General features: G+C 64.9%; 20 protein-coding genes. 5 read left to right on the top strand and 15 right to left on the bottom strand.

Annotation, left to right across the window (positions count from 1 at the left end):
• Positions 1–23: 23 nt before the first annotated feature.
• The 12 genes from AC1DYW_RS04880 to AC1DYW_RS04935 form a co-directional block, all read right to left on the bottom strand.
• The gene (locus AC1DYW_RS04880; RefSeq protein ID WP_477225286.1) at positions 24–1,172 is read right to left on the bottom strand and encodes an acyl-CoA dehydrogenase family protein; all 1,149 of its coding nucleotides are present in this window, start codon (positions 1,170–1,172) and stop codon (positions 24–26) included.
• Positions 1,172–1,984, bottom strand: a complete 813-nt coding sequence (locus AC1DYW_RS04885) for an enoyl-CoA hydratase family protein (RefSeq protein WP_477225287.1) — start codon at positions 1,982–1,984, stop codon at positions 1,172–1,174. Before AC1DYW_RS04885 ends, AC1DYW_RS04880 begins: the two co-directional genes overlap by 1 nt.
• Entirely contained in the window at positions 1,981–2,451 is a 471-nt protein-coding gene (locus AC1DYW_RS04890; protein WP_477225288.1) for a MarR family winged helix-turn-helix transcriptional regulator, read from the bottom strand. The genes AC1DYW_RS04885 and AC1DYW_RS04890 overlap by 4 nt, the downstream gene beginning before the upstream one ends.
• Positions 2,445–3,218 (bottom strand): SDR family NAD(P)-dependent oxidoreductase, encoded by a 774-nt coding sequence (locus tag AC1DYW_RS04895; protein WP_477225289.1) that lies wholly within the window; start codon positions 3,216–3,218, stop codon positions 2,445–2,447. The genes AC1DYW_RS04890 and AC1DYW_RS04895 overlap by 7 nt, the downstream gene beginning before the upstream one ends.
• Positions 3,215–5,509 carry a bifunctional salicylyl-CoA 5-hydroxylase/oxidoreductase gene (locus AC1DYW_RS04900; RefSeq protein ID WP_477225290.1) on the bottom strand — a complete coding sequence of 765 codons (2,295 nt, stop codon included), beginning with the start codon at positions 5,507–5,509 and terminating at the stop codon, positions 3,215–3,217. The genes AC1DYW_RS04895 and AC1DYW_RS04900 overlap by 4 nt, the downstream gene beginning before the upstream one ends.
• Before the next feature lie 140 nt (positions 5,510–5,649).
• Positions 5,650–6,249: a VOC family protein gene (locus AC1DYW_RS04905; RefSeq protein WP_095082569.1), complete on the bottom strand. Its 600-nt coding sequence runs from the start codon at positions 6,247–6,249 to the stop codon at positions 5,650–5,652.
• Positions 6,250–6,326: 77 nt separating this feature from the next.
• Positions 6,327–7,160 (bottom strand): ATP-binding cassette domain-containing protein, encoded by an 834-nt coding sequence (locus AC1DYW_RS04910; protein WP_457150605.1) that lies wholly within the window; start codon positions 7,158–7,160, stop codon positions 6,327–6,329.
• On the bottom strand, positions 7,153–8,031 hold the full coding sequence (locus tag AC1DYW_RS04915; protein WP_477225291.1) for an ABC transporter ATP-binding protein: 879 nt from the start codon (positions 8,029–8,031) through the stop codon (positions 7,153–7,155). The genes AC1DYW_RS04910 and AC1DYW_RS04915 overlap by 8 nt, the downstream gene beginning before the upstream one ends.
• On the bottom strand, positions 8,028–8,876 hold the full coding sequence (locus AC1DYW_RS04920) for an ABC transporter permease (protein WP_477225292.1): 849 nt from the start codon (positions 8,874–8,876) through the stop codon (positions 8,028–8,030). Before AC1DYW_RS04920 ends, AC1DYW_RS04915 begins: the two co-directional genes overlap by 4 nt.
• Complete coding sequence (locus AC1DYW_RS04925) at positions 8,869–9,876, bottom strand: ABC transporter permease (protein ID WP_477225293.1); 1,008 nt, start codon at positions 9,874–9,876, stop codon at positions 8,869–8,871. Before AC1DYW_RS04925 ends, AC1DYW_RS04920 begins: the two co-directional genes overlap by 8 nt.
• 90 nt (positions 9,877–9,966) lie before the next feature.
• The gene (locus AC1DYW_RS04930) at positions 9,967–11,496 is read right to left on the bottom strand and encodes an ABC transporter substrate-binding protein (RefSeq protein ID WP_477225294.1); all 1,530 of its coding nucleotides are present in this window, start codon (positions 11,494–11,496) and stop codon (positions 9,967–9,969) included.
• Between the two features lie 110 nt (positions 11,497–11,606).
• Positions 11,607–13,181 carry a phytoene desaturase family protein gene (locus AC1DYW_RS04935; RefSeq protein WP_477225295.1) on the bottom strand — a complete coding sequence of 525 codons (1,575 nt, stop codon included), beginning with the start codon at positions 13,179–13,181 and terminating at the stop codon, positions 11,607–11,609.
• Between the two features lie 119 nt (positions 13,182–13,300).
• On the opposite strand from AC1DYW_RS04935, the gene AC1DYW_RS04940 reads away from it, so the two are divergent.
• From AC1DYW_RS04940 to AC1DYW_RS04960, 5 genes are read left to right on the top strand one after another with little or no spacing between them, the layout of a single operon-like run.
• Complete coding sequence (locus tag AC1DYW_RS04940) at positions 13,301–14,092, top strand: cyclase family protein (RefSeq protein ID WP_457150599.1); 792 nt, start codon at positions 13,301–13,303, stop codon at positions 14,090–14,092.
• A gap of 16 nt (positions 14,093–14,108) precedes the next feature.
• Positions 14,109–15,680: a phytoene desaturase family protein gene (locus tag AC1DYW_RS04945; protein WP_457150598.1), complete on the top strand. Its 1,572-nt coding sequence runs from the start codon at positions 14,109–14,111 to the stop codon at positions 15,678–15,680.
• Positions 15,680–16,162: a MarR family winged helix-turn-helix transcriptional regulator gene (locus AC1DYW_RS04950; protein ID WP_457150597.1), complete on the top strand. Its 483-nt coding sequence runs from the start codon at positions 15,680–15,682 to the stop codon at positions 16,160–16,162. The genes AC1DYW_RS04945 and AC1DYW_RS04950 overlap by 1 nt, the downstream gene beginning before the upstream one ends.
• 44 nt (positions 16,163–16,206) lie before the next feature.
• Positions 16,207–18,360, top strand: coding sequence for a thiamine pyrophosphate-dependent enzyme (locus tag AC1DYW_RS04955; RefSeq protein WP_477225296.1), 2,154 nt, complete (start codon positions 16,207–16,209; stop codon positions 18,358–18,360).
• Complete coding sequence (locus tag AC1DYW_RS04960) at positions 18,353–19,915, top strand: indolepyruvate oxidoreductase subunit beta family protein (RefSeq protein WP_477225297.1); 1,563 nt, start codon at positions 18,353–18,355, stop codon at positions 19,913–19,915. Before AC1DYW_RS04955 ends, AC1DYW_RS04960 begins: the two co-directional genes overlap by 8 nt.
• A gap of 12 nt (positions 19,916–19,927) precedes the next feature.
• On the opposite strand, the gene AC1DYW_RS04965 is transcribed toward AC1DYW_RS04960, so the two are convergent.
• The 3 genes from AC1DYW_RS04965 to AC1DYW_RS04975 all read right to left on the bottom strand — a co-directional run bounded on the left by AC1DYW_RS04965 (position 19,928) and on the right by AC1DYW_RS04975 (position 23,107).
• On the bottom strand, positions 19,928–21,163 hold the full coding sequence (locus AC1DYW_RS04965; protein WP_477225298.1) for a DUF1501 domain-containing protein: 1,236 nt from the start codon (positions 21,161–21,163) through the stop codon (positions 19,928–19,930).
• A 49-nt stretch (positions 21,164–21,212) separates the two neighbouring features.
• Complete coding sequence (locus AC1DYW_RS04970) at positions 21,213–22,709, bottom strand: DUF1800 domain-containing protein (protein ID WP_477225299.1); 1,497 nt, start codon at positions 22,707–22,709, stop codon at positions 21,213–21,215.
• A 119-nt stretch (positions 22,710–22,828) separates the two neighbouring features.
• The gene (locus tag AC1DYW_RS04975; RefSeq protein WP_095084283.1) at positions 22,829–23,107 is read right to left on the bottom strand and encodes a GCG_CRPN prefix-to-repeats domain-containing protein; all 279 of its coding nucleotides are present in this window, start codon (positions 23,105–23,107) and stop codon (positions 22,829–22,831) included.
• Positions 23,108–23,150 lie beyond the last annotated feature (43 nt).

The raw sequence follows: 23,150 nt of genomic DNA on the forward strand, positions 1-23,150 counted from the left end.
AATGCCCGTCAAATTTCCTGCTATCAGGCCGCGCCCATCACCTGCCGCGCGATCACCACCTTCTGCACGTCCGAGGCACCCTCGTAGATGCGCAGCGCGCGGATCTCGCGATACAGGCTTTCGACGATATGGCCTTTGCGAACACCGTCGCCGCCATGCAGCTGTACGGCCTTGTCGATGACCTCTTGCGCCTTGTCGGTGGCGAACAGCTTGGCCATCGCCGCCTCGCGGGTGACGCGCGCGGCACCCATGTCCTTGGTCCAGGCGGCGCGGTAGACCAGCAGCGCCGCCGCATCGACGTCGAGCGCCATGTCGGCGACATGGCCCTGCACCATCTGCAACTCGGCCATCGGCGCGCCGAACAGTTTGCGCTCGGCCACCCTTTTGATGCTTTCATCCAGCGCGCGGCGGGCAAAGCCGAGCGCTGCCGCACCCACTGTCGAACGGAACACGTCGAGCACCGACATGGCGATGCGGAAGCCGTCGCCCGGTCTGCCGATCAGCGCCGAGGCGGGCAGGTGGACCTGGTCAAACGACAGTCGGGCCAGCGGATGCGGCGCGATCACTTCGAGGCGCTCGGCGATGCCAAGGCCTTTTGCGTCGCCCGGCACCAGAAAGGCGGAAAGCCCCTTGGCGCCCGGCGCTTCGCCGGTGCGGGCAAAGACGACATAGAGATCGGCGATGCCGCCATTGGAGATCCAGGTCTTTTCACCGGCCAGAACATAGCTGTCGCCGTCGCGGGTCGCCGTCATTTCGGTGTTGGCGACGTCTGAGCCGGAGCGCGGTTCCGACAGGGCGAAGGCGGAAATCGCCTTGCCGGCACGTGTCTTTGCCAGCCATTGTTGCTGCTCGGGCGTGCCGAACAGGCTGAGTGCGCCGGTGCCCAGCCCTTGCATGGCGAAGGCGAAATCGGCCAACCCGTCATGGCGGGCGAGCGTCTCGCGCGTGATGCACAGCGTGCGCACGTCGAGGGGGCCGGGATTGTCCGTGTCTACAGCCGTCGGCTTCAGCCAGCCGTCCCTGCCAAGCTTGCCCACCAGCTCGCGGCAGGCGGCATCGACGTCGTGATGATCCACAGGCAGATTCTTCGAACACCACGCCTCCAGCCGCTCGGCCAGTTGGCGATGGCGGTCTTCGAAGAACGGCCAGGAGAGGAAACTCTTGTCAGCCATCAATTGCCCTCGAACGCCGGCTTTTCTTTGGCCACGAACGCCTTGTAGGCGCGCTCGAAATCGCGTGTCTGCATGCAGATCGCTTGTGCCTGAGCTTCGGCCTCGATCGCCTGGTCGAGACCCATCGACCATTCCTGGTTGAGTTGCGTCTTGGTGATGCCGTGGGCGAAGGTCGGGCCGGAGACGATGCGCGCCGCCATGTCGAGCGCGTCGGCCTCCAGTGAAGCGGCATCGACCAGCCGGTTGTAGAAACCCCAGCGCTCGCCTTCCGCTGCCGTCATGGTACGGCCGGTGTAGAGCAATTCGGCGGCGCGGCCCTGGCCGATGATGCGCGGGAGGATCGCGCAAGCGCCCATGTCGCAGCCGGCGAGGCCGACGCGGGTGAACAGGAACGCCGTTTTGGCTTCTGGCGTAGCAATGCGGATATCGGAACTCATGGCGATGATGGCGCCGGCGCCGACCGCGACACCGTCGACTGCCGCAATGATCGGCTTGCCGCAATTCAGCATCGCCTTGACGAAATCGCCGGTCATGCGGGTGAAGGCCAAGAGCTGCTTCATGTCCATCTTGACCAGCGGCCCGATGATGTCGTGGACATCGCCACCGGAGCAGAAATTGCCGCCATTGGACAGGAACACCACGGCGTCGACGTCGTCCGCATAGACGAGGTCGCGGAATGTGTCGCGCAACTCGGCATAGCTGTCGAAGGTCAGCGGGTTTTTGCGGTCAGGCCGGTCGAGCCGGACCTTCGCGATCCTGCCCTCGACCTGCCAGAGGAAATGCTTCGGCTTGAGGCCGGCCATCCCGGTCATTCGCGTCCCTCCCAGTTGCTGCGGAACGAGGTCAGCATGCCGGTCAGCCGGCGCGCGTCGTCCTCGCTGACCTTGCCCAGCAATTCCCCGATCCAGCCTTCATGCGCCGCGGCGATCATGCCGAAAGCCTTCGAGCCTTCCTCGGTCAGCCGCACCATCGAGGTGCGACGGTCGCCATTGCGGCGGGCACGGGCAACCAGCCCTTCCGACACCAGCCGATCGACGATGCCAGTGACATTGCCGTTCGATACCAAAAGAAAGCGCGACAGGTCGCTCATCAGCATGCCTTCCGGCGCGCGATGGAGGGCGGCCATCACGTCGAAGCGCGGCAGCGTCGTGTTGAAGTCCTTCTTCAGGCGCTCGCGCAGCTCGGCCTCGATCGTACGCGAGGCGCGCAGCAGCCGTATCCACAGACGCAGCCGGTCCTTGCCGGGTCCGGTCGGCGCGGGCAGGGGGCCGGCTACCATGTTTCGCCTCCTGAGATGGAAATCGCCTGTCCGGTGATCGACGCCGCGGCATCGCCACACAGCCACAGCACGGTGGCGGCAACTTCTTGCGGCTGGATGAAGCGGCCTTGCGGGTTGGTCGAGGCAAGGCTCGACCGTGCCTGCTCGGCTGAACGGCCGGTCTTTTCGATGATACGCTGGATGGACTCCTCCAGCATCTCGGTCTCGACGAAACCCGGACACACCGCGTTGACGGTGACGCCGGATTTGGCGGTCTCGGCCGCCAGCGCCCGCATCAGGCCGACGACGCCATGCTTGGCGGCGACATAGGGCGCGACGTAGGCGTAGCCTTTCAGGCCTGCCGTCGAAGCAACGAACACGATCCGGCCGGTCTTTCGCACCGCCATACCGGCCAGCGCCGGCTTCACTGTCAGGAAGGCTCCGGTCAGGTTCACATCCAGCGTCCGCTGCCAGTCGGCAAGGGTGGTCTTGTGCGCCGGTGTGCTGCCGGCCATGCCGGCATTGGCGACGACGATGTCGAAGGGGCCGCGCGCGGCTTCGGCAGTCTCGTAAAGCGACGCCATTGTCGCCTCATTGGTGACGTCGGCGGCAATGCCGAAGATGCGGTCGCTCTCCTTGGCGACCTTGGCGAGCTCCGCGTCGCGGCGGCCGCAAATGGTCACGTCGATGCCTGCATCCGCCAGCGCCAGCGCGATGGCCCGGCCGACGCCGGAGCCGCCGCCGGTGACCAGCGCATGCTTGCCGGCAATCGTTGCAGCGGCGCTCATACTTTCAGCCCCGCCGCGGCGTCGCGCTCGGCCAGCCGGTAGAGCTGGTCGCGCCCGGGCAGATACGGATCCGGCCATTTGACGCCACGGTCGCCGAGCGTCACCGCCGCGTGCAGTGTCCAGTAGGGATCGGCGAGATGCGGCCGAGCCAGTGCCACCAGATCGGCGCGGCCGGCCATCAGGATCGAATTGACATGGTCCGGCTCGTAGATGTTGCCGACCGCCATCGTCGCCATGCCGACCTCGTTGCGGATGCGGTCGGAAAACGGCGTCTGGAACATGCGGCCATAAATCGGCTTTGCCAATGCCGAGGTCTGGCCGGCCGAGACGTCGCAGATGTCGACACCGGCCTCATGCAGCAGCCGCGCGATCTCGACCGCGTCGGCCGGGGTCACGCCCTCGATGCCGACCCAGTCATTGGCCGAAATGCGCATCGAGATCGGCTTCTGTGCCGGCCAGGCGGCGCGCACCGCGCGGAAGATCTCCAGGGGATAGCGCATGCGGTTTTCGAGTGAGCCGCCATAGGCGTCCGTGCGCCGGTTGGTGACCGGCGTGATGAAGGACGACAGCAGATAACCGTGCGCGGCATGGATCTCGAGCATGTCGAAGCCGCATCGATCGGCCATCTCCGCCGAGGCCACGAATTCGTCGCGCACTTTGTCCATGTCGGCGCGGTCCATGGCCTTCGGCACCTGGTTCTGCGGCGACCATGCAACGGCCGATGCGGCCATCACAGGCCAGTTGCCTGAGGGCAGCGGCACATCGGTGCCTTCCCAGCCGAGCCGGGTCGAACCCTTGGCGCCTGAGTGACCGATCTGGGCACAGATCTTCGCCTCTGTCTCTGTATGGACGAAATCGACCAGCCGCCTCCATGCCACCTCATGTTCGGGCGCATAGAAGCCGGGACAGCCTGGTGTGATGCGGCCCTCGGGACTGACGCAGGTCATCTCGATATAGATGAGGCCAGCGCCACCCTTGGCGCGCTCGGCATAGTGGGTGAAATGCCAGTCGGTCGGACAGCCGTCGACAGCCTTGTACTGTGCCATTGGCGAGACGACGATGCGGTTCTGCAGTGTCATGTCGCGCAGCTTGAACGGCGCGAACATCGGCGCGCGGCGCAGGCTGTTGCCGCCGGCACCCGCCTGGCGCTGGAACCATTCCTCCGCGCCGCCCAGCCATGCGGCATCGCGCAGCCGCAAATTCTCGTGGCTGATGCGTTGCGAGCGGGTCAAAAGCGAATAGTTGAACTGCACTGGGTCGAGGCCGAGATAGCGCTCGACCTCCTCGAACCATTCGAGCGAATTGCGTGCCGCCGATTGCAGCTTCAGCACCTCGGTGCGGCGGGCATCTTCATATTTGCGGAACGCGGCGTCGAGGTCCGGCTCGGACTCGACATACTCTGCCAGCGCAACGGCACTTTCCAGCGCCAGCTTGGTGCCGGAGCCGATCGAGAAATGCGCCGATGCGGCAGCATCGCCCATCAGCGCCAGGTTCTTGTAGGACCAGCGCTCGCACAGCACGCGCGGGAAATTGATCCAGGCCGAACCACGAATATGGTTGGCATTGGTCATTAGTGCATGGCCGCCAAGATGCTTGGCAAAAATGCGCTCGCAGACGGCGATCGATTCCTGCTGCGACATCGTGCCGAAGCCGAAAGCAGCCCAAGTCTGTTCGCTGCACTCGACGATGAAGGTCGCGGTGTCGCTGTCGAACTGGTAGGCGTGCGCCCACACCCAGCCATGCTCGGTTTTCTCGAAGATGAAGGTGAAAGCGTCGTCGAATTTCTGGTTGGTGCCGAGCCAGACGAACTTGCACTTGCGGGTGTCGATGTCGGGCTTGAAGACGTCGACGAAGGTGTTGCGCGCTTTGGAATTCAGGCCGTCGGCGGCGACGACAAGATCGTGCGTCTCCATATAGGGCCGCGGATCGGCGATGTCGGTCTCGAACATCAGCTTGACGCCGAGTTCGCGCGCACGCCGCTGCAGCAGGACCAGCAGCCGCTTGCGGCCGATGCCGCAGAATCCATGGCCGGTCGAAACCGTGCGCACACCGTCATGGATGACGGCGATATCGTCCCAGTAGGCAAAATGCTTCTTGATCCAGACGGCGCTGACCGGATCGTTCTTCGACAAATTGTCGAGCGTCTCGGCCGACAGCACGACGCCCCACCCGAATGTGTCGTCGGCGCGGTTGCGCTCGAACACCGTCACCTCGTGCGTGGCGTCCCTGAGCTTCATCGAGATGGCAAAGTAGAGGCCGGCTGGTCCGCCGCCGAGAGCCGCAACCTTCATCTGTGCGATCTCCTCTTCGCTTGCTGGCCCCAGTATCGCGCCGGCGACAAATTATTTCAAGCTTAAAGTTTCATATCGAAATGATTATCTGGATATCACGGAGGCGCGCTTGCGTGACGTGGCGCAAGCGCGCCTTCCAATCATTTTTCCGGGTTCTTCGGGCTCCACAGCACGGTCTCGGCGCCTTTCTCGTAAGCCATCCCCGAGGGGTAGCTGATCGCTTCCAGTTGCAGACCCCACGGCGCCTGGAAATAGAGAATGGTCTGGCCGGCGGCCGGCCCTTCGGAAACCGGTATCGGCCCCATGCGCGTCTTGACGCCCTTGGCGTCGAGATAGGCTTTGGCGGCGGCGACGTCATCGACATAGAAGGCGATGTGGAAGCCGCCTATGTCGCTGTTCTTCGGTGTCAGATCCTTCTGGTCGGGCGCGGTGTATTTGAACAGTTCGATGTTCGATCCGCTGCCGCAGCGAACCATGGTGATCTGCTCGATCACCGCCTTCTTGTCGACGCCCAGCACATCCTGCATGAAGGTGCCCTTGTCGTCGGCGAACGGACCGAACGACATCGCCTTCTTGCAGCCGACGACTTCGGTGAAGAAGTCGACCGCCTGCTTCATGTCGGGAACGGTGATGCCGGTGTGATCATGGCCGCGCATGCCGGGGATCGAGCTGGCGGTGGCAATGCCGGCGCTGCCAAGGATAGCGGCGGTGAGCGCGGCGTTTCGAAGTATCGTCTTCATGTCAGTCCTCCTCCTGGCGGGGCCTGGTCATTTGCCCGTCGCACATCCGAGGCCCGCTTTTCGGCGTGCGTATGCGTTCATGTCGCCTTGGCGGCGGAAGAAATATCCAGCCAGCCGGCATCGATTTCGGGCAGCGGAATGGCTGCTATCAGGTCGCGCGTGTAGCTTTGCCGGGGGTTTTCGAACAGGGCATCGGTGGCGCTGGCTTCCACGATGACACCTTCGCGCATGACGATCACTTGCCGGCACAGCCGCCGAATGACAGACAGATCGTGGCTGATGAAGGCGACGGTCAGGCCCATCTCGGCCGCAAGCTTTTCCAGAAGGGTGAGGATCTGCGCCTGGGTCGAGACGTCGAGGCCGGAGACGATCTCGTCGGCGAGCACGAATTTCGGCGACAGCGCCAGCGCGCGCGCAATGCCGACGCGCTGGCGCTGGCCGCCCGACAGTTCGTGGCGGTAGCGGCTGGCGAAGCTTTGCGGCAGGCCGACGCGCAGCAAGGCTTCGGCGACGCGCGCCTTCAGATTGTCGCCAAGCCCATTCTGCTTCAGTGGTGCGGCGATGATGCTGGCGATGGTGCGGCGCGGGTTGAGCGACGACATCGGATCCTGGAAGATCATCTGCAGGTTGCGGCGCAATGGCCTGAGCTCCGCTTCCGGTAGATGGGTGATGTCGCGGCCGTCGAAGTTGATGCTGCCGGCGCTGGGTTCCAGCAGGCGCACCAGGGCGCGGCCGAGGGTCGACTTGCCCGATCCGGATTCGCCGACAATGCCGGTCACCGAGCCCCTGGGCAGGTCGAAGTCCAGGCCTTTCAAGATCTCGGCCAGCGGCGCACGGCCGATCAGCGGCTTGCGTGTCATGTCGGGCAGCGCGACCTTCAGCCCGCGCACCTTGAACAGCGGCTCAGCCATGGGGCCGCCTCCAGGCCTGGTCGGCGGCGGTGATCTCGGCGGCAAGCCCGGCCAGGACCGCCTCGTCCACCGGCTTCAGCGAGGCGAACGGATCGGTGTAGCGCGGTGTCGCGGCCATCAGCGCCCGCGTGTAGGAGTGTTGCGGGCTGGCGAAGAGGGCAGCAGTGTCGGCCTCTTCGACCACCTTGCCGGCATAGAGCACCGACACTTTCTGGCTGATCTTGGCGACGACGCCGAGATCATGGGTGACGAACAGGATCGCCGTGCCGTGGTCGCGCTGCAACTGCGCGATCAGCCGCAGGATCTGCTTCTGCACGGTGACGTCGAGTGCAGTGGTCGGCTCGTCGGCGACGATCAGCCGTGGTTCGGCAGCGAAGGCGGCGGCGATCAGCACGCGCTGGCGCATCCCGCCGGAAAGCTCGTGCGGGTAGCTCTTCAGCACGCGATCGGGGTCGCGGATCTGCACCTCGTCGAGCAATTTGCGAATTCGGGTATCGGCCCTCTCGCCGCTCCAGCCCAGGATGCGCACCAGCCGGTCGGTCATCTGAGAACCGATGCGGCGTGACGGGTTGAGCGCGGTCAGCGGGTCCTGCGGGATCAGCGCCGTGCGTGCACCGATCAGCGTGCGCCTTGCCTTTGGCTCCAACCTGCCGAGATCTTCGCCTTCAAGCAGCATGTCGCCCTCGACAATGCGCACGCTCGACGGCAAGACGCCAAGCACCGCCTTGCCGATCATCGTCTTGCCGGCGCCGCTCTCGCCAACCAGCGCGCGGACCTCTCCCGGTTGCACGGAGAGCGACACCGAGCGCAGCACGCGCTGGCCGTTCGCCAGCACGGCGCTCAAGTCCCTGATGTCGAGGCAAGCGCTCATCGCAACACCGGGTCGAAACGCGTCTTCAACGCCTCGCCGAACTGGCTGAACGACAGCACCGTCAGGATCAGCGTGATCAGCGGAAACACCAGCACCCACCAGGCCTGATGGATGGAAATCCGGCCCTCGGCGATGATACCGCCCCAGGTCGGATCGTCGGTCGAGATCGACAGATTGACGAAGGAGAGGATCGCCTCGACGATGACGGCGATACCCATTTCCAGCGAGAGCAGCGCCACGATCGACGGCACTACATTTGGCAGCACTTCGCGCAGCATGATGCCGATGCGGCCATAGCCGGCGATGCGGGCATTCTCGACATAGTCCATGCGCGACTGGCCCATCGTCTCGGCCCGGATCACCCGGCAGAAACGCGTCCAGTCGATGACGGCGATGGCGATGATGACGGAGCTGAGCCCGGTGCCGAGCACGGCGACCAGCAGGATGGCGAACAGCACCGGCGGGAAGGCCATCCAGACGTCGACGATGCGCGAGATGATGCGGTCGGCCCAGCCGCCGAAATAGCCCGATATCAGCCCGAGCGTCGAGCCGACCAGGCACGTGGCGATGGCGGCGGCGAAGGCGACGATGAAGGCGATACGGCCGCCGAAGATCAGCCGGGACAACAGATCGCGGCCGAGGCTGTCGGTACCGAGCCAATAGCCGGGCTCTGCGCCGCTCATCCAGAACGGCGGCAGCCGTTCCAGCATCAAATCCTGCGCCAGCGGATCCTGCGGCGCGACCAGCGGCGCGAAGATCGCGGCCAGCAGCGCCAGCAGCAGCCAGCCGCCGGCCAGCCACAAGCGGGGTGACACGCCGCGCCTCGGAGTGCGGCCCTCATCCATGGCGCAGCCTCGGATTGAGCAATGCATACATCATGTCGACGGTGAGGTTGATCAATACGAACAGCAGCGCGAACACCAGCACGATGCCTTGGATCAGCGGCAGGTCGCGGTTGATGACAGCATCGATAGCCATGTTGCCGAGGCCTTCATAGGAAAACAGCCGTTCGACGATGACCGTGCCGCCGATCAGGAAGGTGAACTGCACGCCGACAAGCGTCAGTGTCGGCAGCGCGGCGTTCTTCAGCGCTTCGCGCAGGATGACCTGCGTTTCCGAAAACCCTTTCACCCGCGCCAGCACGACATAGTCGAGGTCGAGCACTTCCTTCAGCGACTGTTTCAACAGCTGCGAAATGATCGCCGCCAGCGGCAGTGCCAGCGCAACCGCCGGCATCAGCATGTGTTTGAGGAGGTCCCAGGTGAGATCGAAGCGGAGTCTCAGGATGCTCTCGGCCAGATAAAACTGTGTGACGAAGGGCAGGTCGAGCTGCGGTGACACCCGGCCGGAAATGTCGAAGATCGGCACCAGCACGCCGAACAGTAAGATCAGCACCAAGCCCCACAGGAAGTCGGGAATGGAAAGCGCTGCACCGCTGGCGATATCGATGCCGGCCTCGACCGCCGTGCCGCGTTCGCGCGCACCGAGGATCGCGGTCGTGCCTCCGATCGTCACCGCCATCAGAAGGGCAATGATGGCGAGTTCCAGCGTCGCCGGCAGCCGATTGAAGACAAGACTGAGAACATCCTGCCGCAGCGAGATCGAGGTGCCGAAATCGCCCCTGACAACGCCGGACAGCCAGATGAAGAACTGCTGCACGATGGTCTTGTCGAGCCCGTAGAGTGCGCGCAGCCGGGCGATGTCGGCGTCCGTGGCGCCGGGCGGCAGCATCATCGCGATCGGATCGCCCGGAGCAACGCGGATCACGACAAAGACGACGACGGCAACGCCGAACAGCGTCACCAGCATCGTCAGACCACGGATCAGGAATCTTTGCAGAAGCATGTAGATCTTTGCAGGAGCCCGCTGGCTCGTATGCCGGATAGGAAATGCGCGCCGTCTCGATGGACGGCGCGCGGCAATCCCAGGCCGATATCAGGCTGGGGTCATCAGGGCAGGCAGCAACGCGCCGGACACGTGCTGCACGACATTGACGCCCTTGGCATGCACGATCGGCTGCGCATACTGCATCAGCGGCAGCACATAGGCCTGCTCGGCGATGTATTTGTCGACCGCCTTCCAGCCAGCAATACGCTTGGCCTCGTCCTTCTCGCCCCATAGCGGGTTGATCATGTCGATCAGGTCCTGGCTGTCCCACACCGAATGCGGGCTCGGGCCATACATGGCAAAACCGGTCGAGGTGGTCGGATCGCCGATGGCATTGCCCCAATTGTAGAAGGCGGCCGGCGCCAGCTTGTCGGCGGCGCGCAGCTCGTAGTGCTTGGCGATCTCGTAGACCTCGATCGTCGCCTCGATGCCGACCTTGCGCCACATGCCGACGATCGCCTGGATCATCTCATAGTCCTTGGGCTTGAAGCCCTTGGTTGTCTGTATCGTGAACTTGACCGGCTTTTCCGGCGAATAGCCGGAAGCAGCGAGCAGTTCCTTGGCCTTTTCCGGATTGTGCTCGACCTTGATCGACGCATCGTAAGCCGTGTATTCCGGCGTCTCCAGCGTGTCGATCGGCTGGCCGTAGCCGCGCAGCAGGCGGTCGACCAGCAGCTTCTTGTCGATCGACATCACAGCTGCCTGGCGGACGTTCTTGTCCAGCATCGCTTCGATGTCGTTGAAGAAGATCATGCCGATGTCGGAGACGTTCTTGCACGAGCCGGCAAGCCCGTCCTTGGCGATCAGCCGGTCGTATTCCTCATAAGGGATTTCGAGCGTCACCTGCGAGGAGCCGGACTCGACTTCGGCGACCCGGCTTGCCGCATCGGCAACGAACTTGATCGTCACATTCTCGAAGGCCGGCTTGCCGCCCCAGTAGTTCGGATTGGCTTTCAGCCGCAGGAAGGCGTTGCGCTCGAATTTTTCCACCATGTAGGGGCCGGTGCCGATCGGCGCCTTCTCGAAACCTTCCGCACCCACTTTCTCGTAATAGGCCTTGGGCATGATGTAGCCGGTCAGGAACGACATCCATTTGAAATACACCGGGTCGAACTGCACGACATCGCCGGTGATCTTGTTGCCGTCGATCTTGAAATTGTTGACGTTCTTCCAGACGAACTGGATCGGGTTGCCGGTCTTTTCGTCACCCGCCCGCTGCAGCGACCAGACCACGTCCTCGGCCGTGAACGGCGAGCCGTCATGCCAGGTCACGCCTTCGCGCACCGTCATCATGATCTTCGTGCGGTCGTCGTTCCAGCCCCATTCGGTGAGCAGGCCCGGCGCAAAGGAAAGGTCCGGCTTTTGCGGGATGTACTGGTCGAACACCGACTGGTAGAGGCCCTGGATCGTCGGGTTGACGGCCGAAGGTCCGGTCGTCGGATCCCAGGACGGCAGGTTGACGTTATAGGCGATGGTCAGGTCGCCGGCAGCGGCCTTAGCGATCTGCGGCAGGCCGATAGCGGCCGCCCCGAGTGCCGCGGTACTGTATCCGAGCAATTCGCGTCTGTTGATTGTCATGGTCGTTCCCCTTGTTGGTTTATTGTCTTTGCGCGGCGATCTCAGTTCATCGTTTCAGGCTCCTTGGGCAGCAGCGCCTTGCCCTTCTTCACCCAGAAAATCCTAGGCTCCTACCTCCCGCCAAGTTGTTGCGCGAGCATGTAGCCTGAGGCGGCACCGGTACCTGCGCCTGGCCATGTCGCGGCCCCCGTGAGATGCAGATGCGCCACTGGCGTGTTCCAGCCCGCAAAACCGCGCGCCGGACGGAACAGGAAATTCTGCGCCAGATGGTGGCTGCCGCAGACCTGGTCGCCGCCGACGAGGTTCGGGTTCTCGCGCTCCAGGTCGATGGGTGAAAACACCGCCCGGCCAAGGATCTTGTTGCGCAGGCCGGGCGCGTAGCTCTCGATGATGTCGAGAACGCGCTCGGCGTAGTTGTCCTTGACCTTGTCCCAATGCGCGGGTGCGATCTTGCCGGCCGCATCTCCCAGGATTTCGGCGGGCAGCATGCGCACCTGCACCCACAGCACGTGTTTGCCCGCGGGCGCTCGTGTCGGGTCGATCGCCGTCGGCTGGCCGACGACCAGCACAGGTTCGTCCGGCAGCATGCCTGCCATCGCCTGCTGATAGGTGCGCGACATGGCGTCGAGCGAGGGAGACAGATGCACATAGGCAAACTGCCGCAACTCGGCGCCGGCGCGCCAGTCCGGCAGGTCGTCGAGCGCCAGATGGATCATCATCGTGCCGGGTGCGTGGCGAAACTCTTTCATCGCCGTGTCGAAGCCGGCGTCACCCGAACCGTTGGGCAGCAGCTTGCCGGTCAGCGCGCTTGGCGCCACGCCGGCGATGACTGCCTTGGTCGCGGTATGCGTCTCGCCGGACGCGAGCCGCACGCCGGTCGCCTTGCCCGCGGAAACCGTGATCTCCGCCACCTCGGCACCGGTGACGATTGTGCCGCCGGTAGACGTGACCATGCCGGACAATGCCCGGATGATGGTATCTGCCCCGCCCTTGCCCAGCACCATGCCGAAACTCTGGTTGGCCATCGATTCCAGATAGGGGAACACCGCACCGCCGGCGATGTCGGGCGCGAAGTCGAGATGCATGCCCCAGGTGGCGAGCGTCGCCCGCACATAAGGCGACTCGAAATTTTCCTCCAGCCACGCGCGAGGTGAAGACAGCAACAGCCGGCCGGTATCGAGCGCACCGGACATGCCCTTCTTGCGCCACAGGTTCCATGCCGTGCCGGCAAGCGCGCGGGCGCTCATCGGCGATCCCAGCAGCCGGAACAGATGCTCGGCCTCCGCCGGGAAGGCGGCGACCAGCCTGCGCCATGTTGCAGCATCCGCGGCTGAAAAGGCGGCCATGCACGACGCGGTCTTTTCCAGGTCGTTACTGACGCCGAACCAGCGTCCGTCAGGGAAGGCGCTGGCGAAACAGTCGGCGACCGGCGCGAACTCCAGTCCTTGGCGGTTCAATTCATTTGCATATTTTCGATGGAAGGCCGAGCCGGCAAACAAGCTCAAATTCATCGCGCCGAAATCGTGGCGGAAGCCGGGAAAGGTGAATTCGCGGGTCTGGACGGCGCCGCCGATTGTTGCACTGCGCTCGAAAATCCCGGTTTTCCAGCCTTTGACCGCCAAATGCGCGGCGCATGCCAGACTGTTGTGGCCGGCTCCGACAAAGATGGCGTCGAACTCGCTCACGCCCCGTTCCCATTTCCTTTATGCTTAAAGATAATTGCAGATGCATATGTTTTCGTCTAGTAGGATATTAAGGGCCGAGACGAGCCTTGATCATCATCACGAAAGAGGGAACAGAGACCATGGACACCCAAAAACTCCTCGGCGAAGTCGCCGGCCAGCTTCTTTCAGGCGCCATCAAGGTGGTCGACCTGTCGGCGCCGCTCGGGCCCGATACGCCGTTGATCAAGCTGCCGCCGGAACTCGCCGTCGACACACCGAAGGTCGAAATCCATAACATCTCCCGCTATGACAAGAACGGCCCGTGGTGGGCGTGGAACTGGCTGAAGCTCGGCGAACATTCGGGCACGCATTTCGATGCGCCGCAGCATTGGATCACCGGCAAGGATTATCCAGACGGCGCCACCGACACCATTCCGGCACAGAACTTCGTCGGCCCGGTCAATGTCATCGACTGCTCGAAGGAAGCCGCCGCCGACCACGATTTCCTGCTCACTGTCGACCACGTCAAGGCATGGGAAGCCAAGCATGGCGCGATCAATGCCGGCGAATGGGTGGTGATGCGCACCGACTGGTACAAGCGCAATGGCTCCGAAGCCGAGTTCCTCAACGCCAACGAGACCGGCCCGCATACGCCGGGTCCGACGGCGGAAACCATCCAGTTCCTGATCAGCAAGGACATCAAGGGCTGGGGCAGCGAGACGATCGGCACCGACGCCGGCAAGGCCGGTGGCATGGAGCCACCATTCCCGGCGCATACGCTGATACACAAGGCCAACCGTTATGGGCTTGCCAGCCTCTGCAACCTCGACCAGTTGCCGCCGAAGGGTGCGATCCTGATCGCGGCGCCGCTCAAGATCGAACATGGCACCGGCAGCCCGATCCGCGCGCTGGCGCTTGTTCCGAAGGGCTAAGCGAAAGCGTTTTGACGTGAGCCAGCCGGATCACATCATCGTAGGCAGCGGCATCAACGCGCTGGTCTGCGCGGCGATGCTTGGCGGCAAGGGCGCGAAGGTGCTCGTCCTCGAGCGCAACGACCGCATTGGCGGCTGCATGCGCACCGAGGAGATCACCGCGCCCGGCTTCATCCATGATGTGATGGCGACGACCTTCGTGCTGTTCATCACCTCACCGGCCTTTGCGGCGCTGGGCGCCGACCTCGCCCGGCACGGGCTGGAGTTCTGCCACACCGGCACGCCGACCGGCGTGCTGCGACCGGACGGCAGCCGTGCCGTGCTCAGCACCGACCGCGCCGCCAACATCGCGGCGCTCAATGCCATCGCCGCGGGCGATGGCGACCGGCATGCAGACGATGTCGGTGGCATCGAACGCAATGCCGGCCTGCTGTTCGGCCTGCTCGGCGGCAGCCTGTGGTCCTACCCAACGGCGAAGCTTTTGGCTGGCGACGGCTGGCGGCGCGGGCCGCGTGGCCTTGCCGCCTTTCTCGGCGAAGCGCTGGTGCCGGCGCGCAACTGGCTCGAAAGCACCTACCAGTCGGAAACCATCCGCGCGCTGTGGGCACCCTGGGTGCTGCATGCCGGGCTCGGACCGGAAGATGCTTTCTCCGGCCAGATCGCCAAGGTCATCGCCTTTGCGCTGGAGGCGGCCGGCGCGCCGATCGTCAAGGGCGGCGCGAAGAACCTGCTGTCAGCCTTCGAGGCGCTCATCACCGAGCGCGGTGGTGTCATCTCCACCGAAGCGGACGTTACCTCCATCATCCTGACTGGAGGTCGCGCCACCGGCGTGCGGCTGGCCTCGGGCGAAACGGTCAATGCGAAGAAGAGCGTCATCTGCTCGGTCACGCCGACGCAACTCTATGGCCGGCTGCTCGGCACCGATGCCCCAAAGGACGATGCCGAGGCGACGCGGAAGTACCGCTACGGCAAAGGCAATTTCCAGATCCACTACGCCCTGGACAAGCCGCCGGCATGGCGCGGCGAAGGCCTGGACAAGGTCGCATTGCTGCACCTGACGCCGGGACTGGATGGCGTGTCGAAAGCCTGCAACGAGGCGGCGCGCGGCATGCTGCCGGAGGTTCCGACCATCTGCGTCGGCCAGCCGCATGCGCTCGATCCCTCACGCTGCCCACCGGGGAAGGCGATCCTGTGGCTGCAACTGCCCGAGGCACCGCGGCACATCAAGGGCGACGCCGCCGGCAAGCTGGGTACACCGGCCGATGGCCAATGGACCGAGACGCTGCGCGAAGCCTATGCCGACCGCGTCGAGGCCATCCTCGCCAGCCATATCGAGGGCTTCAAGGACAGCGTCATCGCGCGCCGCGCCTATTCGCCAGCCGATCTCGAAACAATGAACATTAATCTGGTTGGCGGCGATCCCTATGGCGGCTCGTCGACCATCGACCAGTCGTTCCTGTGGCGGCCGTTCAAGACCAGCCGCAACCATCAGACCGGCATCAAGGGCCTCCACCATATCGGCGCCTCGACCCATCCGGGTGCCGGCCTCGGCGGCGGCTCCGGCTTTCTCCTGGCGGGGAGGCTATGATGGAACAGAAGGTCGCGGAAAAGCGCCAGCGCATTTCCACCTTGGGGCAGATCGGCCTGCAGCAATTCGCGCCCTATTTGATGAACCGCATCATGGGCCGTTACAACGCCACTTTGCGCGACGATTTCCGCAAACAGGGGCTGACCATTCCGCAGGTCCGCACGCTGGCCGTGCTGTCGGTCACCGACGGCATCACCGTCAACGACCTCTCGGTCTATACGGTGATCGAGCAGTCGACCTTGAGCCGGACGCTCGACACTCTGGAGGGCCAGGGCCTGGTGCGGCGCGAGCAAGGGGTCACCGACAGCCGCATCCGCCATGTCTTCCTGACCGACGATGGCCGCGCCGAGTTCACCCGCGCCTGGCCGGCCATGCATGACGCGTTCGAGGCGATGTTCGACGATATCGACGACGCCGAATATTCAGCGCTCATCACCACACTTTTGAAGATGCTCAAAAACATTCGCAAGCACGACATCTAGACCTACGCGCCGCCGACGCCGGCGGTAACGGAAGGGAGAAAGAAATGGCCGAACGGTCTTTTGCCAAGGAAGTCGAAAAGCTGCGGCTCGGCGCCGGCGAGGAATTTGCCGGCGAAGGCATTCTCGCCATCACCAAGGCGCTGCTGCAATGCGGCGTCGGCTATGTCGGCGGCTATCAGGGCGCGCCGATCAGCCATCTTATGGACGTGCTGGCCGACGCGCAGGACATTCTGGGCGAGCTCGGCGTGCATTTCGAAGCTAGCGCTTCGGAAGCCACCGCCACCGCCATGCTGGCCGCATCGGTGCATTACCCGATCCGCGGGGCGGCGACCTTCAAGTCGACCGTCGGCACCAATGTCGCCTCCGATGCGCTCGCCAATCTGGCGTCCGGCGGCGTCACCGGCGGTGCGCTGATCATTGTCGGCGAGGACTACGGCGAGGGCTCCTCGATCATGCAGGAGCGCAGCCATGCCTTCGCCATGAAGAGCCAGGTCTGGCTGCTCGACCCGCGCCCCAATTTGCCGTCGATCGTCAAGGCGGTGGAGGACGGTTTCGAGTTGTCGGAGATTTCCAACACGCCGGTCATGCTGCAGGTCCGCATCCGCTGCTGCCACGTGCACGGCCATTTCATCGCCAAGGACAACAAGCGACCGCCGATGACGGTGGCCGATGCGCTCGACGCGCCACGCCGCGACACCGGCCGCATCGTGCTGCCGCCCGCCTCCTTCCTGCACGAGAAGGAGAAGGTGCAGAAGCGCTGGCCGGCGGCGGTGGATTTCATCCGCAAGAACAAGATCAACGAGATGTTCGGCTCGGACCACGGCTCGGTCGGCATCGTCATGCAGGGCGGCATGTACAATTCGGTCATCCGCGCGCTGCAGCGTCTCGGCCTCGCCGACACCTATGGCGATACCGATGTGCCGCTCTACGTGCTCAATGCCGTCTATCCGCTGATCGACGACGAGTTCCTGTCCTTCTGCGAGGGCAAGCAGTCCGTGCTGGTCGTCGAGGAAGGCCAGCCCAACTACATCGAGCAGGCCTTTGCGGCGATGTTGCACAAGGCCGGGCGCGGTACCAGGCTGGTCGGCAAGGAGCATCTGCCGATGGCCGGAGAATACACCGGCCAGGTCATGCTTGACGGCATCGGCGCCTTCCTGCGTGCCGAGGCGCCGCATCTGTTGCCGGGCGAGGTGCGCGCGCCCAACAAGGTCGGCGACGGCGTCGATACCGCCGACCTGATCAACGTCGTACCGGGTCGTCCGCCGGGCTTCTGCATCGGCTGCCCGGAACGACCGATCTTTGCCGCCACCAAGCTGGTCGAGCAGGAACTCGGCAAGCACCACATCGCTTCCGACATCGGCTGCCACCTGTTCTCAATCATGCCGCCATTCGAGCTCGGCGCCACCACCATGGGCTATGGGCTGGGGCCGGCCTCGGCCTCGGCCTTCAATTCGCCCGACGCCAAGCGCCGCTCGATCTCCTTCGTCGGCGACGGCGGCTTCTGGCACAACGGCCTGACCTCCTCGATCGGCAATGCGGTGTTCAACAAGAATGACGGTGTCATCGTCATCGTCGACAATTTCTACTCGGCCGCCACTGGAGGGCAGGATATTCTGTCGTCACGCGCGGGCAACAAGACCAAGTCGACCAAGCATCCGATCACCGAGGCGGTGAAAGGCATGGGTGTCAAATGGTTGCGCCACATCGACCGCACCTATGACGTCACCAAAATGCAGGACACGCTGCGCGAGGCGCTGACCACCGACGAGAAGGGACCGAAGGTCATCGTCGCCTCATCCGAATGCATGCTCAACCGGCAGCGCCGCGAAAAGCCCCTTGTCGACAAGGCGATCAAGGGTGGCGAGCGCGTGGTGAAGCCGAAGTTCGGCGTCGACGAGGACATCTGCACCGGCGACCATGCCTGCATGCGGCTGTCCGGTTGCCCCTCGCTGTCGGTCAAGTCGCTCGACGATCCGCTGCGCGACGACCCGGTGGCGCATATCGACCAGAGCTGCGTCGGCTGCGGCAATTGTGGCGAGGTCGCCGATGCGGCGGTGCTGTGCCCCTCCTTCTACCGCGCCGACGTCGTGCACAATCCGGGCCGCTGGGACCGCTTCCTCGAAGCCGCCCGCCGCGCCACCATCAGCCTGTTGCAGCGCCGCCGCGAAAGCCGGCGCCTGACCTTCGCCGATGCTTGACGCTGTCCCGCCATTTCGCCCCCGAGCCGGCGCTCACGACGACGAGCGCGTCATCAAGCTCGCCGTGCTGGCGGTCGGCGGCCAGGGTGGCGGCGTGCTGGCCGACTGGATCACCGACGTTGCCGAGCGCAATGGCTACATCGCGCAATCGACCTCGGTCGCCGGCGTCGCCCAGCGCACCGGCGCCACCATCTACTATGTCGAGATGGCCCGCGACACCGGCCGGCTGCCGGTCTTCGCGCTGTCGCCCTCGCAAGGCGACGTCGACATCCTGATCGCGGCGGAGCTGATGGAGGCCGGCCGCGCCATCATCCGCGGCTTCGTCACGCCCGAGCGCACGACGCTGATCGCCTCGTCGCACCGCATCGCCGCCGTGTCGGAAAAGATCGAGCCTGGCGACGGCCGGGCGTCCTCCTCGAAAGTGCATGCGACGGCGGAAGCCGCTTCGAAGCGCTTCATCGCTTTCGACATGGAGAAGATCGCCGCCGACAAAGGCTCGATGATCTCCGCCAGCCTGCTTGGCGCGCTGGCCGGGTCCGACGCGCTGCCATTCACGCGCGAAAGCTACGAGCAGGCGATCGGTGCCGGCGGCCGCGGTGCGAAGGCCAGCCTTGCCGCCTTCGGTGTCGCGTTTGATCGCGCGCGCGGCACGGCGGCCCCGGCGCCAAAGATGGCAGAGCCAGCGATTGTCGGATCTGCCCTGAGCGCAGGGCAGGTGAGTGGGCCGCAAGGCCTGCTGCAAGGCTGGCAGGCCTTGGCCGCCCGCATCGATGTGATGCCCGTGGCGGTGCGCGACATGGCGCTCAGGGGCCTGAGAAAGGTCGTCGACTATCAGGACATCGCTTACGGGCGCGAATATCTCGACCGGCTGGACAGGGCCATCGCGCTGGACGGGCCGGATCGCGGATATGACTTGTCGGTCGCTGCCGCGAAGCATCTGGCCAACGCCATGTGCTACGACGACATGATCCGTGTCGCCGATCTCAAGACGCGCTCGACGCGCGACCGGCGGGTGCGCCGCGAGGTCGGCGTCAAGGACGGTTCGATCCTGCAGGTGACCGAATATTTCCATCCGCGCATCGAGGAGTTCTGCGGTACTTTGCCGGCAAACTTAGGCAGCTACATCGAGAACCGGCCTAAGCTCGCCGCCTTTCTCGACCGCCGCATCAACCATGGCCGCCGCATCCGCACCGACAGTTTCGCCGGCTTTGCCGCGCTGTGGTTCATCGGTGGCCTGCGCCGCTGGCGCCGCCGCCTGCTGCGTCACCAGGTGGAGATCAGGCATCTCGAACTCTGGTACGCGCTGGCACTCGGCTACGTGCCGGTGGACTACGCGCTGGCCGTCGAAATCCTCAACTGCCGCCGGCTGATCAAGGGCTACAGCGATACCCACGTCCGCGCCCAGTCGAAATTCGACCGGGTGCTGTCGGCGCTCGATCTGGTCAAGGGTCGCCCGGACGCCGCCGACTGGATCCGCCGCCTGCGCGAGGCAGCGTTGAAGGACGAGAAGGGCGACATGCTCGACGGCGCGCTGAAGACCGTGGCGTCGCTCTGAAGCAAGGCTACTTCAGGCGACGAGCCCTCGCATCGGCTTCACCGCGGCGGAATCGGGAAACACCTTGTCGCCGAGGACCGCGGCGGAAAGGCCGAACTGATCGGCAAGCAACCCTTTCAGCACTCCCCTGACATCACTGGTCGGCGCGAGATCGCGTTGTTCGTAAAGCTGAGCCGGCCTCAACCCCGGCCAGTCGGCGATGACGCGGCCGCCCTTGATCGCGCCGCCGGCCAGCAGCACCACGGTGCCGGTGCCGTGATCGGTGCCGACGGTGCCGTTGACCTGCGCCGTGCGCCCAAATTCGGTGATGGTGACGATCGCCGTATCCTTCCAGCGCTCACCCAAGCCTTTCTCGAATTCCTCGAAGACGCCGTCGAGGCCACCGAGCAAGGTGGCGAGCCGGCCGGTCGCACCGCCTTCATTGACATGCGTGTCCCAGCCATCGAAAGCCAGGGCTGCAACGCGCGGCCCGTCATCGGCCACGATCAGCCTGGCGGCGCCTTGTGCCGCCTGCCGCATCCCCGCCGCGCTGTCGAGGCCGCCCTTCGGCTTCATTGTCTTGCCCATCTTGTCGTCCCCGGCCATCCGGTCGGCGTCGAGCCCCTTTTGCAGCGCCACTGCGAGAACCGGGTCGCGGTGCTGGTAGAGATCGAGAACGCGCGACGCGAGCCCGTCGCCGGGCGTCGGCAGCGATAGCGGCGCCCAGCCAAGCACCGGCGCCGCCCCACGGATCACCAGTGGTGTCGACGGCCCGACGGCCAGACCGCCAAGCGTTGCCACGCGGTCGCCCGCTGGCAGGCTTTCCAGCGCCCGATTGAGCCAGCCGGTCGTGACATGTCCGGGACCGGCAAAGCCGCTTTCCAGCACATCCTGGCCATCGAAATGCGAGCGCTCGCGATAGCCGGTCGCGGCCGCATGCACGACCGCCGCCTGGTTATTCCCATACAGCCGCGCAAAAACCGGCATCGCCGGGTTGAGCGCGAAGAAGCCGTCGAGCGGCAGCGCCGCATGCGGACCGCTTAGCGACAGGGCGATGTCGCCATGCAGGCCGGCATAGTCGGGATCGCCGACCGGACCGACCGCCGAGAGCCCGTCCAGCGCGCCGCGCAGCACGATGACGATCAGGCGCGGATCGCGATTGTCGGCGGCGCGGGCAAAGCTGGGCATGTAGGCCCAGGCAAACAATGCGCCGCCGGTCATCAATATCGCGCGGCGGGAGGGATCCGGTGTTTCGCACAGCAGGCTCATGATTTCGTCTCCACGGCAGCGATCTTCGCTGGAACTATCTGCGCTGGAATTATCGTCGTTGGAATTCGGGAGCCATCAGCAACAGCGCCAGCCCTTGCTGCTTGGATTCGGCCCTTGCGATCGCTTGCCTCGTCTCCGGTGAGGCGGCAGGGCCGATCAGCGCATCGAGCATGTCGTTGGGATTACCGATATCCCTAGCCTGCCGCGCTGCCTGCCAGGCGATGTCGAGGCGGATCTTCATGCCCTCCGCCGATGCCCAGCCGTCGGCCCCGTCGGGAAAGCCGTTCGGTCCCGGCGGTTGCCACAGCGGCTCGCCCAGCGCGTTGAGCCAGCCGAGCGACTGGCCGGGATCGTTGGCCGGACCGGGGCCGGTCGCCCTTCGGATGGCGACGACATAGTCGAAGGGCGAACGCATCTTCGCCAACGGCGTCGACCACGCCTCCGGCATGGCGATGAGGGCGGCGGCCAGCGCCCGCAGATTGCCGTCGGTCTTGGCGAAGACCTTGGCGAGGCGGGCGATTGCAGACGGCGGCGGCGTGTCGGCGATGAAATGGCGGGCCAGCTTGGTGGCGATATGCAGGGCCGTTGCCGGGTGGCGGGCGATATCGTTGAGCGCGGCCTCCGCCTGTCCCATGCCGCCGGCAGGATAGGTCTTGCCGAGCAGCACTGCATCCCCCGGCTCATGTGCGTTTGCGTTGAAGACAAAATTGCCGGGCTCGCCCAGCCGCCCGTCGCGCCCGGCCATCGTCCAGCCTGTGAGGATGCGTGCGAAACTGGTGACGTCGGCCTGGCTGTAGCCGCTGCCGACGCCGAGCGTGTGCAGTTCCAGGATTTCACGGGCGAGGTTTTCATTGAGCCCGCGTTTGCGGTTGCTGCCCGCACGAGAGTCTGGCCCGATCGACTGCTGGTTGTCGAGATTGAGCAGCATCGCCGGATGATGCTCCACCGCCAGCAGCATGTCGGCAAAGCGGCCGAGCACGAAAGGGCGGATGGCCTCCCGCTCGAAGGCACCGGCGCTGGCTTCAATGAGGATGTCCTTCGCCACCGAAACACAGAAATGGTTCGACCAGAAACAGACGAGCCGTTCGACGAAGCCGGCCTTCGCCCGAACGGCCTTGTCGAAGCGCGCCTGTGCTTCCGCCCGGAACAACGTCGCCTCGACCTGCGGCACGACGGGTTTGTCGGTGGGGGCAGGCGCAAGCGCGGGGTGGGCTGGCGTGATCTGGGCGGGCAGGGCCTGTGCGGGCACAGCTTGGGCGCTCGCCGTCGCTGGCTGCGCTGCCGCGGCGGCCGTGCGCTCGCGCTGGAGCTGGAAATTTGCCGCCATGCTGGCCTGGATGGCCGGCGTGCTGCCCAGCAAGCCGGTATAGGCCGGATCGTCAAGCGAGATCATGGCGATGTCGGCTTGCCGCAGTTCCGCCCTGAGATAGCCGCGCGGATCGCCGGCCAGCGTCTCGCGGTCGCCGGGCCTTGCACCAAGGCCGAAGCGGTTGAATGCGACGAGTACCGGATCTGGCGGCAGGGAATTGGAGGCCGGGACAGTCAAGTCAGCTCTCCATCGCCTGAGCCTCAAGCGCCTGGCGCATGAGGCTCGTTCGAGCCGTTTCGTGCATAGTCAACAGGGGGAGGAGGCCGGCACGGAGTGGCCGACCCCCGACGCGCATCCTACCAGTGATGCCGGCGGTGCCAGACATGGTGCCGATGCCAGGCGTAGAAGGCCGGACCATGCCGATAGATGTAACGAGGGTAGACCACCACACGATTGGGCACGCAGCGTCCCCAGGGATTGGGATGCCAGCCCGGGCCGCAGCCCCAGGCGGCATGCTCGACCAGCGCCGGCGCGGCAAGCGGCGCCATTGGCATCGCCGAGGATGCCGCAGCCGTCGCAACCGTTCCGGTCACGGCGAGAGCCGCGGTGAGCACGTATTTTGTCAAATAATTCATGGCCATACTCCGAAGTGTCCGAGGTTGAAAACCTGCACGCACA

The organism is Mesorhizobium sp. P2_D5 (assembly GCF_056404355.1).

What these genes read in the sequence shown, in the direction of transcription:
- AC1DYW_RS04880 (WP_477225286.1), bottom strand. Translation starts at nt 1,172, where the DNA reads ATGGCTGACAAGAGTTTCCTCTCCTGGCCGTTCTTCGAAGACCGCCAT.
- AC1DYW_RS04885 (WP_477225287.1), bottom strand. Translation starts at nt 1,984, where the DNA reads ATGACCGGGATGGCCGGCCTCAAGCCGAAGCATTTCCTCTGGCAGGTC.
- AC1DYW_RS04890 (WP_477225288.1), bottom strand. Translation starts at nt 2,451, where the DNA reads ATGGTAGCCGGCCCCCTGCCCGCGCCGACCGGACCCGGCAAGGACCGG.
- AC1DYW_RS04895 (WP_477225289.1), bottom strand. Translation starts at nt 3,218, where the DNA reads ATGAGCGCCGCTGCAACGATTGCCGGCAAGCATGCGCTGGTCACCGGC.
- AC1DYW_RS04900 (WP_477225290.1), bottom strand. Translation starts at nt 5,509, where the DNA reads ATGAAGGTTGCGGCTCTCGGCGGCGGACCAGCCGGCCTCTACTTTGCC.
- AC1DYW_RS04905 (WP_095082569.1), bottom strand. Translation starts at nt 6,249, where the DNA reads ATGAAGACGATACTTCGAAACGCCGCGCTCACCGCCGCTATCCTTGGC.
- AC1DYW_RS04910 (WP_457150605.1), bottom strand. Translation starts at nt 7,160, where the DNA reads ATGGCTGAGCCGCTGTTCAAGGTGCGCGGGCTGAAGGTCGCGCTGCCC.
- AC1DYW_RS04915 (WP_477225291.1), bottom strand. Translation starts at nt 8,031, where the DNA reads ATGAGCGCTTGCCTCGACATCAGGGACTTGAGCGCCGTGCTGGCGAAC.
- AC1DYW_RS04920 (WP_477225292.1), bottom strand. Translation starts at nt 8,876, where the DNA reads ATGGATGAGGGCCGCACTCCGAGGCGCGGCGTGTCACCCCGCTTGTGG.
- AC1DYW_RS04925 (WP_477225293.1), bottom strand. Translation starts at nt 9,876, where the DNA reads ATGCTTCTGCAAAGATTCCTGATCCGTGGTCTGACGATGCTGGTGACG.
- AC1DYW_RS04930 (WP_477225294.1), bottom strand. Translation starts at nt 11,496, where the DNA reads ATGACAATCAACAGACGCGAATTGCTCGGATACAGTACCGCGGCACTC.
- AC1DYW_RS04940 (WP_457150599.1), top strand. Translation starts at nt 13,301, where the DNA reads ATGGACACCCAAAAACTCCTCGGCGAAGTCGCCGGCCAGCTTCTTTCA.
- AC1DYW_RS04950 (WP_457150597.1), top strand. Translation starts at nt 15,680, where the DNA reads ATGGAACAGAAGGTCGCGGAAAAGCGCCAGCGCATTTCCACCTTGGGG.
- AC1DYW_RS04955 (WP_477225296.1), top strand. Translation starts at nt 16,207, where the DNA reads ATGGCCGAACGGTCTTTTGCCAAGGAAGTCGAAAAGCTGCGGCTCGGC.
- AC1DYW_RS04960 (WP_477225297.1), top strand. Translation starts at nt 18,353, where the DNA reads ATGCTTGACGCTGTCCCGCCATTTCGCCCCCGAGCCGGCGCTCACGAC.
- AC1DYW_RS04965 (WP_477225298.1), bottom strand. Translation starts at nt 21,163, where the DNA reads ATGAGCCTGCTGTGCGAAACACCGGATCCCTCCCGCCGCGCGATATTG.
- AC1DYW_RS04975 (WP_095084283.1), bottom strand. Translation starts at nt 23,107, where the DNA reads ATGAATTATTTGACAAAATACGTGCTCACCGCGGCTCTCGCCGTGACC.